Origin of the sequence: Pseudomonas sp. ABC1 (genome assembly GCF_013395055.1) — a bacterium.
GTDB lineage: Bacteria > Pseudomonadota > Gammaproteobacteria > Pseudomonadales > Pseudomonadaceae > Stutzerimonas.
This window is the reverse complement of the sequence record NZ_CP058349.1, coordinates 1,362,725-1,377,284: the sequence shown is the minus strand read 5'-3', so window position 1 is coordinate 1,377,284 and position 14,560 is coordinate 1,362,725. Positions and strand designations below refer to the sequence as shown.

At 64.0% G+C, this 14,560-nt stretch carries 15 protein-coding genes; 3 read left to right on the top strand and 12 right to left on the bottom strand.

Annotation, left to right across the window (positions count from 1 at the left end):
* Positions 1 to 6 precede the first annotated feature (6 nt).
* The 5 genes from HW090_RS06045 to HW090_RS06025 form a co-directional block, all read right to left on the bottom strand.
* Positions 7 to 918: a CHAD domain-containing protein gene (locus tag HW090_RS06045; protein ID WP_179112633.1), complete on the bottom strand. Its 912-nt coding sequence runs from the start codon at positions 916 to 918 to the stop codon at positions 7 to 9.
* A 44-nt stretch (positions 919 to 962) separates the two neighbouring features.
* Entirely contained in the window at positions 963 to 2,228 is a 1,266-nt protein-coding gene (locus HW090_RS06040; RefSeq protein WP_179112632.1) for an Hsp70 family protein, read from the bottom strand.
* 104 nt (positions 2,229 to 2,332) lie between these two features.
* On the bottom strand, positions 2,333 to 3,112 hold the full coding sequence (locus HW090_RS06035; RefSeq protein ID WP_179112631.1) for a hydroxypyruvate isomerase family protein: 780 nt from the start codon (positions 3,110 to 3,112) through the stop codon (positions 2,333 to 2,335).
* On the bottom strand, positions 3,109 to 3,996 hold the full coding sequence (locus tag HW090_RS06030) for an NAD(P)-dependent oxidoreductase (protein ID WP_179112630.1): 888 nt from the start codon (positions 3,994 to 3,996) through the stop codon (positions 3,109 to 3,111). Before HW090_RS06030 ends, HW090_RS06035 begins: the two co-directional genes overlap by 4 nt.
* 48 nt (positions 3,997 to 4,044) lie before the next feature.
* On the bottom strand, positions 4,045 to 4,515 hold the full coding sequence (locus HW090_RS06025) for a MaoC family dehydratase (RefSeq protein ID WP_179112629.1): 471 nt from the start codon (positions 4,513 to 4,515) through the stop codon (positions 4,045 to 4,047).
* A gap of 497 nt (positions 4,516 to 5,012) precedes the next feature.
* Between HW090_RS06025 and fadD1 the strand changes: the two genes are divergently transcribed.
* Together fadD1 and HW090_RS06015 are read left to right on the top strand one after the other, a co-directional pair.
* Positions 5,013 to 6,701: a long-chain-fatty-acid--CoA ligase FadD1 gene (gene fadD1, locus HW090_RS06020; protein WP_179112628.1), complete on the top strand. Its 1,689-nt coding sequence runs from the start codon at positions 5,013 to 5,015 to the stop codon at positions 6,699 to 6,701.
* Between the two features lie 57 nt (positions 6,702 to 6,758).
* Entirely contained in the window at positions 6,759 to 7,307 is a 549-nt protein-coding gene (locus HW090_RS06015; RefSeq protein WP_179114842.1) for a glutathione peroxidase, read from the top strand.
* A gap of 84 nt (positions 7,308 to 7,391) precedes the next feature.
* Here HW090_RS06015 and HW090_RS06010 read toward each other — a convergent pair whose 3' ends face one another.
* Complete coding sequence (locus HW090_RS06010) at positions 7,392 to 8,558, bottom strand: 1-acyl-sn-glycerol-3-phosphate acyltransferase (protein ID WP_179112627.1); 1,167 nt, start codon at positions 8,556 to 8,558, stop codon at positions 7,392 to 7,394.
* A gap of 209 nt (positions 8,559 to 8,767) precedes the next feature.
* Here HW090_RS06010 and HW090_RS06005 point away from each other — a divergent pair, with 209 nt between their 5' ends.
* Entirely contained in the window at positions 8,768 to 9,706 is a 939-nt protein-coding gene (locus tag HW090_RS06005) for a class I SAM-dependent methyltransferase (protein ID WP_179112626.1), read from the top strand.
* A gap of 4 nt (positions 9,707 to 9,710) precedes the next feature.
* Here the strand turns inward: HW090_RS06005 and HW090_RS06000 are convergent, their stop codons facing one another.
* From HW090_RS06000 to HW090_RS05975, 6 genes are all read right to left on the bottom strand, one after another.
* Positions 9,711 to 10,121 (bottom strand): type IV pilin protein, encoded by a 411-nt coding sequence (locus HW090_RS06000; RefSeq protein ID WP_179112625.1) that lies wholly within the window; start codon positions 10,119 to 10,121, stop codon positions 9,711 to 9,713.
* Entirely contained in the window at positions 10,118 to 12,151 is a 2,034-nt protein-coding gene (locus tag HW090_RS05995; RefSeq protein WP_179112624.1) for a pilus assembly protein, read from the bottom strand. Before HW090_RS05995 ends, HW090_RS06000 begins: the two co-directional genes overlap by 4 nt.
* Entirely contained in the window at positions 12,138 to 12,674 is a 537-nt protein-coding gene (locus tag HW090_RS05990) for a PilX N-terminal domain-containing pilus assembly protein (RefSeq protein ID WP_179112623.1), read from the bottom strand. The genes HW090_RS05995 and HW090_RS05990 overlap by 14 nt, the downstream gene beginning before the upstream one ends.
* A complete protein-coding gene (locus HW090_RS05985) occupies positions 12,671 to 13,438 on the bottom strand; it encodes a prepilin-type N-terminal cleavage/methylation domain-containing protein (RefSeq protein ID WP_179112622.1) in 768 nt (255 codons plus the stop codon). The genes HW090_RS05990 and HW090_RS05985 overlap by 4 nt, the downstream gene beginning before the upstream one ends.
* Entirely contained in the window at positions 13,435 to 13,941 is a 507-nt protein-coding gene (pilV, locus tag HW090_RS05980) for a type IV pilus modification protein PilV (RefSeq protein WP_179112621.1), read from the bottom strand. Before pilV ends, HW090_RS05985 begins: the two co-directional genes overlap by 4 nt.
* 82 nt (positions 13,942 to 14,023) lie before the next feature.
* Complete coding sequence (locus tag HW090_RS05975; RefSeq protein WP_179112620.1) at positions 14,024 to 14,557, bottom strand: GspH/FimT family protein; 534 nt, start codon at positions 14,555 to 14,557, stop codon at positions 14,024 to 14,026.
* Positions 14,558 to 14,560 lie beyond the last annotated feature (3 nt).

The window sequence follows — 14,560 nt, the reverse complement described above, 5'->3', positions numbered from 1 at the left end:
CTTGGTTCAGAGTGGGCGGTGCTTGCGGGCGTCTTTCCAGTAGTTGCGAAAACGCTCGACCAGCGCCTTGGGCGGCTCTGCGTAAAGCGGCTGGCCCAGCGCCATGGCGCTGTCGCGCAGGGCCTGGCGGCGTTGTTCGATCAGTGGTGCGAGGATGGCGCGGTTGGCCTCGTCGCCGAACAGCGCCGGCTCTCGGGCCAGCGCCAGTTGCATCATATAGAGGTCGTGTTCGTCGCCCAGGGCTTCGGCGAGTTGCTTGAGGGACTCGCAGCGCAGCTCCATCAAGCCCGGCCAGATCGGGCTGAGCAGGCGGCACTGATACCAATGGTCCTTCACGCGCTTGCGCCATTCATGAAAGCCTTCGTCGTCAGGCGTTTCGGTGAGCTTCGCCAGCTCGCGTCCACCTGCCTTGTAGGCGCGGTACAGGCCGTCGGCCAGCAGGTCGAAGCCCTTGCCGTTCAATGACCAGCCCTGCACCGCATGCAAGGCTTCCAGCAGACGCGCCTGGACACCCGAGATGACCACGCCGAGGCCGGCACTGCTCGCTTCGCCCGTGTCGGCGCGGGCTTGCAGGCGGCGCCGCACCTGGCCCATGGCTTCGCTGTCGAAGGGCTGGCCGACGTGCCGGGCCAGCAAGTCCCAGCTTTCCAGCATGGCCGTGGCATCGCGCGATTCCGACAGGTCCCGGGCGATGTCGCGCAGGCGCTGGTTTTCCAGTTCGAAGGTGGCACCCAGCGGGGTGCGTACCAGGCGCAGCAGGGCGCGCAGTTCCTTGATCCGCTTGCGGGCCTGGTGGATGCCTTCGCCCATGTCCATCGGGGGCACTGCCAGGGCGTCGATTGCAGCCTCCAGACGATCACATGCGGCCTTGCGCACCTGGGCGCTGACGGATGAACGTGGACGTAGCTGGTATGCCATGGAAGCCTGCTCCTGCCTGTGCGCTGGCGGTTGCCAGCGTTGCATCAACCGTAGCGCTTCCTGGCTTCGATAGCCAGGCCGTTGCCGATGCTGCCAAAGCGGTTGCCCTCGACGTGCCGAGCCTGCGGCAGCCTGTCTGCGACGCACTGTCGCAAGGCCGGGATGACGCTGGAACCGCCGGTGAAAAAGACGCTGTCGACGTCGCCATGACCTACGCCGGCATCGCTCAACAACTGGTCGATGCAGGTGCCGATACGCTCCAGCAGCGGCGCGATGGCCTGCTCCAGTGTGCTGCGTTCGAGCCGGGCCAGCAGGGTGGGTTCGATGCGCTGCAGGTCGATGTCCTGCCGTGGGCGCTCGGTGAGGGCGATCTTGCTGTCCTCGACCTGTATCGCCAGCCAGTGCCCGGCCCGTTGTTCGACCAGCCTGAAGAGGCGGTCGATGCCGGTGGGGTCGACGATGTCGTAGCGCATGCTTTGCAGGGCGCGCAGCGAGGCCTGGGAGTAGACCGCGTTGATGGTGTGCCAGGTGGCCAGGTTGAGGTGGGTGCTGGTGGGCATCAGGGCATCGCTTTTCATGCGGCTGCCGTAGCCGAACAGTGGCATCACGCCTTGCAGGCTGAGTTGCCGGTCGAAGTCGGTGCCGCCGATATGGATGCCACGGGTTGCCAGGATGTCCTGCTGGCGCTCGTCCAGATGGTGGCGCTCAGGGGACAGGCGGACCAGGGAAAAGTCGGACGTACCACCGCCGATGTCGACGATCAGCACGCGCTCCTCGCGCTCGATACGGGACTCGTAGTCGAACGCCGCGGCAATGGGTTCGAACTGGAAGGAAACCTCCTTGAAGCCCAGCTTGCGCGCCACCCCTTCGAGGGTGTCGGCGGCCTCCTTGTCGGCCTGTGGGTCGTCATCGACGAAGAACACTGGACGCCCTAGCACGACGGCGTCGAAGCTGCGCTCGGCCTGCTGTTCGGCGCGTTGCTTCAGGGCGCCGAGGAACAGGCCGAGAATGTCCTTGAACGGCATGGCGCTGCCCAGCACCGCGGTTTCGCTTTTGAGCAGCTTCGAGCCGAGCAGGCTCTTGAGCGAGCGCATCAGCCGCCCTTCGTAGCCTTCCAGGTACTCGGCCAGTGCCTGGCGCCCGTAGACCGGGCGGCGCTCCTCGAAATTGAAGAACACCACCGAGGGCAGTGTGTCGTGGTCATCTTCCATGGCCAGCAGCGATCCGGCGTCGGGTCGCCACCAGCCGACCGTCGAGTTCGAGGTGCCGAAGTCGATGCCGCAGGCGCGGGCGGGCGATGGAGTTTGCATGGTGTGCACCGGTGCCGGAAAAAGGGCCGCGCAGTTTAGCGGGGGAGCGGATTCTTTCAAGCAGTAGGCGTGTGTATGCCAAAAACCCTAGACCGCCTTACTGCCTATCCCCGCCAGTCCGCCAGCCAGCCGAGGCTTTGCCGGGTGCTGTCGAGGCCGGGCCAGTATTCGGCGCCGAGCCAGCCCTGGTAGTCGATGCCGTCCAGGGCCTGCAAGGCTTGGCGGAAGTCCAGGTTGCCGCTGCCGGGGGCGCCACGGCCGGGGCAGTCGGCGAATTGCACGTGGCCGATGCGTGTATTCAGTGCCTGGATGCTGGCGGGAATGTCCAGCCCCTGGCGCTCCAGGTGGTAGAGATCCAGTTGCGCCAGGCAGTTGGGGTGGTCGACGCGCTCGAGTATTTCCAGCAGGTCGTCCGGGGTGTTGATAAGGAAGCGTGGCATGTCCAGCGGGTTGATCGCTTCGCAGAGCACCGGGATGCCGAGCAGCTCGAATTCGCTGGCGCAGCGGCGCAGGTTGTCGGCCAGGGTCTGCATTGCCTGCTCGCGGCTGATGCCTTCGATCAGGCGCCCCGAGAGTACGTTGACGCAGAGCGGTCGGGCCATGGCGGCGTAGGCCAGGGCATCGCGCAGGGCCTGGCGGAATTCGTCGCGGCGCTGTGGCAGGCAGGCCAGGCCTGGGCCGCCTTCCATCAGGTCGCCAGCGGGCAGGTTGATTAGCACCAGCGGCAGGCCGGCGCGCTCCAGCCTTTCCTTCAGGCGTATCGCCGCGATTTCGTACGGGAACTGGATTTCCACGCCGTCGAAACCTGCCGCGCAGGCCGCGTCGATACGCTCGAGCAGCGGGTATTCGGTGAACAGCAGGGACAGGTTGGCGGCAAGCTTCACGGTGTCTTCCCCCTGTAGAGTTGTATCAGTGTCGCGGGATCGCGTTGCAGATTGCCCTGACTGGCGTGCTGGCGCATCAACTGCGCGGCCAGGCCGCTCATGGGCGTGGCGGAGCCTTCGGCGCGGCTCAGGCCGACGGCGGTGTCGAGGTCCTTGAGCAGGGTGCGCACATGCCATTTGACCGGCTCGAAGTCGCTGCTGGCCATCTGTGGCGCAAGTATCTGCAGCGGCCTGGAGTCGGCGAAGCCACCCGCCAGCGCGGGGGCCAGCAGGTTGGCGTCGACGCCGGCACGTTCCGCCAGCGCGACCACTTCGGCGATGACCAGGGCGTTGCAGGCCACGATCATCTGGTTGCAGACCTTGGCCACCTGCCCGGCGCCGACATCGCCCATGTACGTGAGTCGTTCGCCCAGCCGGAGCAGGTGAGGACGGACCCTCTCTATATCTTCATGGCGGCCGCCGGCCATGATCGCCAGGCTGCCGGCTTGCGCACCGGCAACACCACCGGAAACCGGCGCATCCACCCAGCGCATGCCGGTGTCTGCCAGCAACCGGGCGGCCATTTCACGGGTGGCGCCCGGTTCCAGGCTGGAGTGATCCACCAGTATCTGCCCGCTGCGGGCGCCCTCGGCGATGCCGCCCCTGGCGAATACCACATCGCGCACCGCCTGGGTGTCCGCCAGGCACAGCAGGACGATGTCCGCCTGGCAGAGTTGGGCGGGCGTCTCCACGACCGTCGCACCGAGGGCCTGCAGCGCTGCGCATTTTTCTACGGAGCGGTTCCACACCCGCAGTGAATAACCCGCGGCCAGCAGGCGTCGGCACATGGGCAGGCCCATCAGGCCTATGCCCGCGAAGGCTAGGGTCGGCAATGTCGTGGGCATGGACAGGCTTCCGGGTGTCGGGAATCCAAGGGGCTTCAAGGCCTCGGTTCAGCCGATGCTGATCGGCGGCAGGTTCTTCAGTTCGACGGTTTCCGGCTTGCGCGGTGCCAGGACTTCCGCTTCGCCTTCGACCACTTGCTCGTCATTCTGGTTGAAGACGTTGGTGGCGATGCGCACCTTGTTCTTCGGCAGCTTTTCCAGAATCTCCAGGCGAACGCTGAGGGTATCGCCGATCTTGACCGGGCGAACGAAGCGAATGGTCTGGCCCAGGTAGATAGTGCCAGGGCCGGGAATGGTGCAGGCCACCGCGGCGCTGATCAGCGCACCGCTGAACATGCCATGGGCGATAGGCTCCTTGAAGCGGGTGCCGGCGGCATAGTCGGCATCCAGGTGCACCGGGTTGCGGTCACCGGACATGGCGGCGAACAGCTGGATATCGCGTTCCTCGACCGTCTTGTCGAAGGTGGCGGTCTGGCCGACTTCCAGGTCGGCGTAGGGGGTATTGCTGAGGGTGTTCATAGCTGTTTCCGAATCCTGATCAGGCATGGTCGTTCGTACGGTTCTATATGGCGTCGAGGCTACGACAGCATGCCAGGGGTGGCCGAACCTTGCGCCAAGGGGCGGCATTCTAGGGGCTGTTGAGGTCGCAAGGCGAGTCGCATCGGTCTGCCGGGTGCTGGCGTGCGTCTGATATGAGGTCGCAGACCTGCCGGTGATGCCGCCTGTCCGGACAGGGCTGAGGCTTGCCCTGTATTCCGGTCCCATGGAGCATGCAGTGGCATGCCTTTGGGTGGGGGCCGCGTTCCAGAGCGGTTTTGTCATTTATCGGTTTGTGACTAATTGTTTATTAATGGTCATATAGTGTCTTTTTGTTCTTGTTTTGGCTCTATTCGCCCTGTTTTAAAGCTGATAACCTCGGGTCACTTTTGGCTGGAATCATTGCCAGAACGCAGACAAACAACAAAAAACAGCCGCCGCTTGCGCGGTGAAATAGCTGTCTCTCAGGAGTGGGTTCCATGACCGATAATTTCTGGAAGGACAAGTATCCCGTCGGTATTGCCAGCGAAATCGATCCAGACACATATCCGAACATCCAGTCCGTGCTCCGGCAGTCTTGCGAGCGTTTCGCGGATAAACCAGCCTTCAGTAACCTCGGCAAGACCCTGACCTATGGCGAGCTCTACAGGCTTTCCGGAGACTTCGCCGCCTATCTCCAGCAACACACCGACCTGGTGCCGGGCGATCGCATCGCGGTCCAGCTACCCAATGTCCTGCAATACCCCGTGGTGGTGTTCGGCGCCTTGCGCGCCGGCCTGATGGTGGTCAACACCAATCCGCTGTACACCGCACGGGAGATGGAACACCAATTCAATGATTCCGGCGCCAAGGCACTGGTGTGCCTGGCGAACATGGCGCACCTGGCCGAGCAGGTCCTGCCCAGGACCAGCCTCAAGACCATCGTCGTGACCGAGGTCGGCGACATGCTGCCGCCGCTGAAGCGCTTCCTGGTCAATGCGGTGGTCAAGCATGTGAAGAAGATGGTGCCGGCCTACGACCTGCCGTCTTCCATCGGTTTCCTGCGGGCGATGGCCCTGGGGCATGGCCAGACGGTGCGCGAGGCCGAACCTGACGGCGAAGATGTCGCCGTGTTGCAGTACACCGGCGGCACCACCGGCGTGGCCAAGGGCGCGATGCTGACGCACCGCAACCTGATCGCCAACATGCTGCAGTGCAAGGTGCTGATGGGTTCCAACCTGAATGAAGGCAGCGAAGTGCTGATCGCGCCGCTACCGCTCTACCATATCTACGCCTTTACCTTTCACTGCATGGCGATGATGCAGTGTGGCAACCACAACATCCTCATCACCAACCCGAGGGACTTGCCAACCTTTATCAAGGACCTGGGCAAGTACCGTTTCACCGGTTTCGTCGGCCTGAATACGCTGTTCGTCGCGCTGTGCAACAACGAAAGCTTTCGCAAGCTGGATTTCTCTGCGCTGAAGGTGACCATTTCCGGCGGCATGGCCTTGCAGCGCGCCACCGCCGAGCGTTGGCAGCAGGTGACCGGGTGTGCGGTCTGTGAAGGCTATGGCCTGACCGAGACCAGTCCCGTGGCATCGGTCAATCCGATCCAGAAGATCCAGATCGGCACCATCGGTATCCCGGCGCCTTCGACTCTGTTCAAGGTCATCGACGACGAAGGGCGCGAACTGCCGCTGGGTGAGATTGGCGAGCTGTGCGTGCAGGGACCGCAGGTCATGAAAGGCTACTGGCAGCGCCCCGACGCCACCGCCGAAGTGCTCGATGCCGACGGCTGGTTGAAGACCGGGGATATCGGACTGATCCAGGAAGATGGCTATATACGCATCGTCGACCGCAAGAAGGACATGATTCTGGTCTCTGGCTTCAACGTCTATCCGAACGAACTGGAGGATGTGCTGGCGACGCTGCCCGAGGTTCTGCAATGTGCGGCCATCGGTATTCCCGACGAGCGTTCGGGCGAGTCGATCAAGCTGTTCGTGGTGACCCGACCCGGCAAGAGCCTGACCAAGGAACAGGTGATGAAGCACATGCACGATAACCTCACCGGTTACAAACGGCCGAAAGTGGTCGAGTTCCGTGACAGCCTGCCGACGACCAATGTCGGCAAGATCCTGCGCCGCGAATTGCGTGACGAAGAGTTGCGCAAGGCCGGGCTCAAGTAACTGCCGCCGGGGAGGTGGGCCATGCCCGCTCGCCCGGCCACCACCCCGGAGGTTTTCATGGCCGTATCAAGAGTCTTCGTCACGCTGGCGCTGGCGTGTGCCAGCGGTGCTGCCCTGGCTGGCGAATGCCCTGCATTGCTGCAACATGAGCTGCCCAAGCTCCGCTCCAAGGAGATCGTCAACTTCTGCGAGCAGTTCAATGGCAAGGCGCTGGTGGTGGTCAATACCGCCAGCCACTGTGGTTTCACACCGCAGTTCAAGGGACTGGAGGCGCTTTACCAGCGCTTCAAGGCGGATGGGCTGGAAGTGGTCGGCGTGCCTTCGGATGATTTTTTCCAGGAGGACAATGACGCCGAGAAGACGGCCGAAGTGTGCTACGTCAACTATGGTGTGACCTTCACCATGACCCAGACCCAACCCGTGCGCGGCCGCGATGCCACGCCGCTGTTCCGCGAACTGGCCGAGCAGGCCGGCAAGGCGCCGAGCTGGAACTTCTACAAGTACGTGGTCGACCGCCACGGGCAGGTAGTCGCCAGTTTCTCGAGCAAGGTCAAGCCGGATGATCCGCAACTGATCGAGGCGGTGCAGAAGGCACTGTCCAACTGAGGCCGTTCTGTCTGAAACCACAGGGCGCGCCGCTCTGGTGCGCCCTGCGAGCGACTTGCCAGCAGGTCTTTTTTCAACGGCCTGCTAGAGCGGCAGCCCGGCCTTGACCCGGTACTGGTTGCGAACGGGTGTCGCGTACTGCTGGATCAGGTAAGGGCGATGTTCGGCGGGGCAGGCTTGCAGGCGTTTGTTCCATTCAGCCTGGGCACGTCCCAGTTCATCGCTGGAGAACAGTGCCGAGATGTCCGGCACGTCCAGTTGCGGGTCGCGCTCATCCCAACTGGCATAGGCCAGGTAGTGGGCCGGGAACAGCCGGTAACCTGACAATATCTGCTGGTCCATGGCGTTGGCCAGTTGCTTGGCGTCTTCCTCGGGTGCGCCCACCGGCTGGCCGAAGTGCACATGGACCCTGCCTTTGTAGCCGGTGATGCCGAGCGCGATGCTGGTGTCATCTTCCCCCGGCGTCTTCTGGTAGCTACCGGTGCTGGCTCGGATGAACAGTTCGCGGGCCTTGGCCTGGTCGCAGGGGTCGTATTCGTAGCTGATCGACACCGGCACCACGTGCAGGGCCGCCAGGGTCTCGGCGAAGACTTCGTCCTTGCGGCTCATGTGCAGCATCTTGAGGATCGCCGAGTCGGTGCGGTCGTCACCGTCCTTGGCGCGCCCTTCGGCCTGGGCGATCCAGATCGACTCGCCATCGTTGCGGATCGAGTGGTTGATGTAGGCGGAGAGCGTCTGGTAGGCCGCCAGTTTTTCCCGGCGCCCGGTGAGCGAGCGTTGCACGATGAAGCTTTTGTTCAAGCGCATCAGGTCGCTGACGAAGGGACGTTGCAGCAGGTTGTCGCCAATCGCGATCCTCGGGGTGCGCATACCTGTCTGGAAGAGCGCGTAATTGACGAACGCCGGGTCCATCACGATATCCCGGTGGTTGGCCAGGAACAGGTAGGGTTGGCCGATTTGCAGGCCATCCAGGCCCGAGTAGGTCACCCCGTCGGTGGCGCGGGAGATGGTGCGCTCCACATAGGACTCTATGCGCTGCTGCAGCATGTCCACCGAGTGGATGCCATCGAATTCCTTGTGCAGTTTCCGCGAAATCAGGGGTTTGAGCAGCCAGCCCAGCGGCCCGGCGAGCTTCGGGAAGCGGAAGCGGGCGAGGATATCGAGGAACTCGCGGTCGGCGAAAAGACGCGACATGACTGCGGGGACTTCTCTGTCGTTGTAAGGGCGGATGGCTTCGAATTCGTCCATCATGGTCTCTGTGTGGGTTGCTGCGGATAAGGCCCTGGGGGCCGTCTGGTGGCGATTATACCGGTAAGTCGCCGCCGTCGACGGCTTGTATCCCCATGTCTCTTGTGTGTTTTCGCGGCATTCGGTGGCGGTGGACTCGCGATGCTCCACGTCCGCGCACGCCGTTCCCCTGCACAGTACAATACGCCCCCCTCCATGCCCTGGCCTTGCTCATGACCCCCGACGCCCTTGGTTTCCTGCAGCAGCATCTGACACAGGCCCTGGCCTCGGTGCCGGATGAGGTACGGCGGCTGTTCCATGGGCGTGGCAGACGCTGGCCGGGGCTGGAGCAGATCACGGTGGACTGGTTGCAGGGACGGGTACTGGTCGCCCTGTTCCGTGAACCGCTGCCGGAGCAGTTGGCTGCATTGGAACGGATGCTGCTCGAGCTGACCCGTTCCCAGGCCTGGCACATCAGTGGTGCGCATGCACTGTTGGTGCAGCAGCGCTATCGCCCGGACAGTACGACCCGCTGGCTGCTGGGCGACGAAGAGCAAGGCTGCCAGGTGCGTGAAGATGGCCTGGCATTTCGCCTGGACCTCGGGCGTAACCAGAATATCGGGTTGTTCCTGGACATGCGCTATGGGCGGCGCTGGGTTCGGGAGCAGGCGGCGGGGCGGCGGGTGTTGAATCTGTTCGCCTATACCTGCGGGTTTTCGGTCGCGGCGATTGCCGGTGGTGCCGAGCAGGTGGTGAACCTCGACATGGCCCGGGCGGCCTTGGCGCGCGGGCGCGAGAACCATCGTCTGAACGATCACGACCTGAGCCGAGTGAGCTTTCTCGGACATGAACTGTTCCGATCCTGGGGCAAGGTCAATCGACTCGGCCCCTACGACCTGATCATCATCGACCCGCCGTCTTTCCAGAAGGGCAGCTTCGCCTTGGGCAAGGATTACCAGAAGATCCTGCGACGCCTTCCCGAACTGCTGAGCGAGCAGGGCCAGGTGCTGGCCTGTGTCAACGATCCGGCGACCGCGACATCTTTCCTGATCGAGGGCATGGCGCAGGAAGCCCCTGAGTTGCAGTTCTGCCAGCGCCTGGATAACCCGCCCGAGTTCGAGGACATCGATCCCGAGGCCGGCTTGAAGGTGTTGGTGTTCGCTCGTCACTGATTGATTACCCCCAGCATCGTTTCAGGTCACCCTGGCCGCTGTGGCTGCGACTGCCCAGTGCGTCGAGGCTGAGCGTGCCGCAGTCGGGGTCATGCACGCGCGGGATCGCCAAGAGTCGGTAGCCTCCCGGCCCCTCGTTCACCACCGCCTGGTAATGCCCGTGGCTCGATACCGCCAGGCCCAGATGCCTCAGGTCGGTTTCATCGGTGAGATAGCGGTTGGAATGGGCGAAGCTGGCCTCCTGGCGTGCCGCCAGTTCCAGCAGCAGGCTGCGCCCTTCGCTACGCAAGGCCTGCAGTCGGTAATGCCTGTAGTCGGGATAGGCGAGTGTGACCAGCGTCGCCACGATGGCCAGGACGACCAGCAACTCGATCAGGCTGAAGCCGGCTGCTGGCGTTCGGTTGGTGGCGCTCATCGGTATCCCTCCGGGAGCATCATCCAGCTCTGCCGTTGAACAGGGTCTATCTCTTCGCTCAGGTCGTAGCCTGTGATGGAAGAGCCTACGTTGACGAACAGCATCCCTCCGCTGGCCAGTGTGAATCCGGCCCCTGTACTTTCAAGGGCGACCGCAGCCGTATGGCCGCTGTCGGGAGCGATCTTCTCGATGCGGCCGCCGTTCCGGGCATCTATGGCATGAATCCGTGCCGGGGACTCGTTCGTGCAGGCGAGCGGGTCGTGCGACTGGCTGCTGAACAGCAGGGTGTGATGGTGGCGGGTCATGCCGGCGATGATCTGGCCGCCTGTTCCGGCGCCCTCTGTCGGCAGGTCGAGTTTCCAGCCCCGGTGCGCGGCTGGCGGTTCGTCGTGCGATGGGCCTTGCCCGGTGCCCAGGTATTGGCTGAGCAGGTTGCTGCGTCTGGCGCCGGTATCGCTTTGCCGGGTCGCCTGGCCTTTGGTCTTGCGGTCGTGGATGGCGTAGAGGCTCGCGTCCGGTGCCGGTTCGGTCTCGTCTTGGCCGATGGGGCGCCTGCCGGTACCCAGCAGAATCAGGTAGCCCAGTCCTTCCGGATGGCGGATCAAGGTGGGCGGCAACAGGATGGGTTGGCGCCGGCCTTGAGCATCATGGGCACTGAACAGCGGGGAGGCCTGGTAGGCAAGCTTGAAGTCCGAGGGCTGCACCGGGCCGATGCTGGATGGCGCGAGCGGGTCCGTCTCGCTTTCACGGGCGGGCCTGCCTGTAGGTATCAGGTCGAAGCGCCACAGGTTGCCTTGCAGGTCGCCTGCGTAGGCATAGTCGGCCAGGCCGTCACTGTTGTTGTCGGCGGCGCGGACACTGCCGAGGCCGTTGGGCGATGCGTCGGTCGAGGGTGTCGTCAGCTTGGCAAGCAGGCGGCCGCTGCGGATGTCGATGACGAGCAGTGCCGCCCGTGCATGGTGGCTGCCAGGGCCGTTACCTTGCAATACGGCCCACTGGCCGCTGTGCAGGCGGACGATCTCGGGGCGCGGCAGGCTGTAGCCAAGGTCGGGATCGCCTTGCTCGGCGCTGTCGTCGAACTCCCACAACAAGCGGATGGCATCCGGATCGGTGATGTCCAGGGCGAAGAGGGCGCGTCCTCCGGCCCCCAGGGTGCCGACCAGCACGCTACGCCAGCCGATGACATCGCCGAAGTAGGCATCCCGTACAACCGGCGAGCCATCGACGAAGAAGGCAGGCTGGTTTGCACCCAGGCGTCTGTCGGTCAGCCGGTACAGGTTGGCCATGACCGCGCTGGGGATAAAGGCGAATTCGGCAAGGCCGGTTTCCGCGTCGATGCCATGCAGCATGCCGTCATTGGCGCCGATGTAGAGGCGCTGCCTGCGCGGACCTGTTCCCGAAGGCGACTGGCGAAACCCATCGTAGCTGCGGTAACTGTCGCGGGGTTCGCGGTTCTCGATGGCATCGGCCAGGTGAGCCAGGTAGGGCGGCGGCGACACAAGGACGGGGCTGGCATTGTGGATGGCGCCGATCATGCTGGCGCGCTGGCGAAACGGGGCCTGTCCGGTGCCCTCGTGCTGGCGCTCTCCAAGAATGTATTCAAGGCGCTCCCGGCCACGGCCATCTGGAAGAGCTGATGCAGCCTCGGGGTTTCTGTGCAGTATGCTCTGCTGCTCGTTATCCAGGTTGTCCCAGGTGAAGGGTTTGAGGCCGCTGTCCGCTGTCGTGTCGGCGATCCTGATATTCAGCCGAGCGCCCTGGTTGCGCTCCCTGGCAGACCACTGGCGGCTGTTCGAGCCATTGGCCGTCCAGCGGTGTCGCTGAAGGTCGCCTGTCCAGTCCGTGCAGGAGAAACCACTGCTGTAGACGCTGTAGGCCAGTCCATCCGGCGTCATCCGGGCCGCCACGTCTGGACGGGCCGGTGCGGTTTGTAGCGTGTCGGCACCGACCTGGCCGATTATCGAGGCCACGACTGCCATGATCGACAGGGTGCATCGCATCAGTCGGCAGGGGCGTTCAAGGCGTTTCATCTTCGACGCGCCCCCGTGTACTGACCCGCAGCGTGGAGCGCAGGGTGATCGAGCGTTTGCCCTGCTCGGCGCGGCTGTTCATTTCATAGTGGAAGGTGCCCGTTCCCAGCAGGGGATCGCCGTACTCGGGGTTTTCCGTCTCCGCCCGCTGCTCGCTGCCTGGTATGGCCAGTGCGTACCAGTGGACCTGCGGGCCGATCACCTCCGAGCCATTCGGCAGATACACCTTGCGCACGCTGAAATCGGCCTGGTAGTGCGGTTGGCGCGCGAGCAGGCAATGGGCGGAGCAGGTTTGCTGGGGCTCCAGGGGCACAGCCTGGCTTGTCTGCCATTCCGCTGCCTTGAGGCCGGCCTCGGCAGCGGCCAGCAGTCGTTGTCGCTCGCCGAAATGGGCGCTGAGGCGTGTCTCCAGGGCGGCACTGCGTATGCCCGCGCTGATCAGGGCGGTGAGTGCCAGCAGGAGTGCCAGGGCCGGTAGCAGGGTCATGCCGGCTTGCCGGTGCTGCGATGATCGGGCGTTCATGGCTGGATATTCCTCAGGGCCAGGGTGACGCCGAAGTCGCGGGGCCGGTGCCTACCAGGTTGGGCATCGGTCTTGTCGGCGCAGGTCGCATCCAGGCTCGGCGGACTTCCGGCCTTTTGTGTACTGACCAGGCAGGCACGGTAGCGGATGGCCCGTATCGTCTGGCCTGGGGTGGGGGTGCTATTGAAGTGGAGGCCTGCGGTATCTCCGCCATTGGAGGCGCCATATTCGAAGCGCAAACGTTCTATGCCCTGGGCGATGGCGTCGCCGTTGCAGCGCAGTTCGTGGGTCTGGGCGTCGAATGAGAACAGGGATATGACGGGTTGGCCTGGGTAGGTGCTGTAGGGTGACGGCGGGACGTTGTCGATGGCTTTGCCATCGCAGCCATGACTGCCTGGGAGCGCAGGCTGGTAACGCAGGCAGAAGCTGCTGTCGTCGATATGGGCGATGGTCTGGCCGCTCGCCAAGGCACAGTGCTTGCCGGCCGCGCTGAATTGCTGGGCGGAGAAGATGTTTTCGACGGCCTGGTCGGGTTGGCGCCTGTAGCCTGCCTTGGCTATTTCCTGTTCCAGCAGGAGGAAGAGATGGCGGCTGTCTTCGAGATGTTCCAGTTGGTTCTGCTGGCGCAGGTAATGGAGTCGGGTCTCGGCATGGAGTTGGCTGATGCCGAGCAACAGGCTGCTGCCGATGGCCAGGCAGAGCAGGAGTTCGGTCAGCGAGAGGCCCGCCTGGCGCTCTCGGGCTTGGGCGTTCAGACCACTCATGGCTCGGTTCTCAGGCGATAGCGGCAGGTGGCTGTGGGCTGTTCGCCCGGTAACGCGCAGCCATTGCCGGCGGGCTGCCAGGCCAGTTGCAGTTCCAATGACGAACCGCCGTTGCAGAGGCCTGACTGTGACGAGTGGCACAAGTGGAATTCGTGTTCCAGTGCCCGGGCCGCTGCGAGCTTGTTTTCCACGTCCAGCGCCCAGCAAGCGATTCGCTGGGCGATCGTCAAGGGAGATCCCGAAGCTTGGCAATCGTCCAATGCGACGTCGCTGGCGGGCAGTCGCTCGAAGTGATAGGCCGGCGCGTTGGCGGCATCGGCGCGCAGTTGCTCCAACAGGTCCTGGGCCAGGAGGATGGCGCTCTGGTGCTGGGTCGCCATCAGGGTGTGACGTATCGCCTTGCCTTGCAGGGCCGCCAGACCGAGCAGTCCGGTGCTGGTCAGGAGCAGGGTCATCAGCAGTTCGACAAGGCTGAAGCCTTGCCTGTAGGGAGAAGTGGCCATCGCGCAATCCTTGCTTGGGCATGCGTGGATTATTGCGGGGTGGTGCATGCTTTTCCGTGATGCAGTCGAGGTTTTGGCGTATTCACCGCGTGGGCGGGGTGCACAGTTCGGCCTTGGCGCTGTTTTCCTGCGGGGTCGTCGTTTTCAGGCGTCCCTGGCGGTTGAGGACCAGTTGCCAGGCGACTTTCCCGCTTCGGCACTGGTAGAAACGCCCGTTGCCCGTGGGGCTGGTGCCATTGGGCAGGAAGCGCACGCGCCGGGCGAAACCGCTCCAGCGCAGAGGCTCGCGGGTCGCCAGTCGGTGATGCAGCAACACTTCATTCTGTGCCGGTCGGTGCAACGTCCAGCCGGCGGCCCAGTCGTCATCGCAGCCCTCGGCCTGTGCCGAACCGCAGAGTTCGACGCTGTCGCCGCCCAGCACGGCTTGGGCGCGTGCGTGCTGCAGGGTGTTGCGCAACTGTGCGAGCACGGCCTGCTGGCGATGTTGCGTGACCATCTGCAGCAGTGGCTGGGTGCCCAGGCCGACCAGCGTGCCGAGCAGCGCGAGGACCAGCAGCAATTCCCCAAGGGTGAAGGCAAGTTGCCGCTCATACCGTGGGTGCTTTGGACGTATCATGTT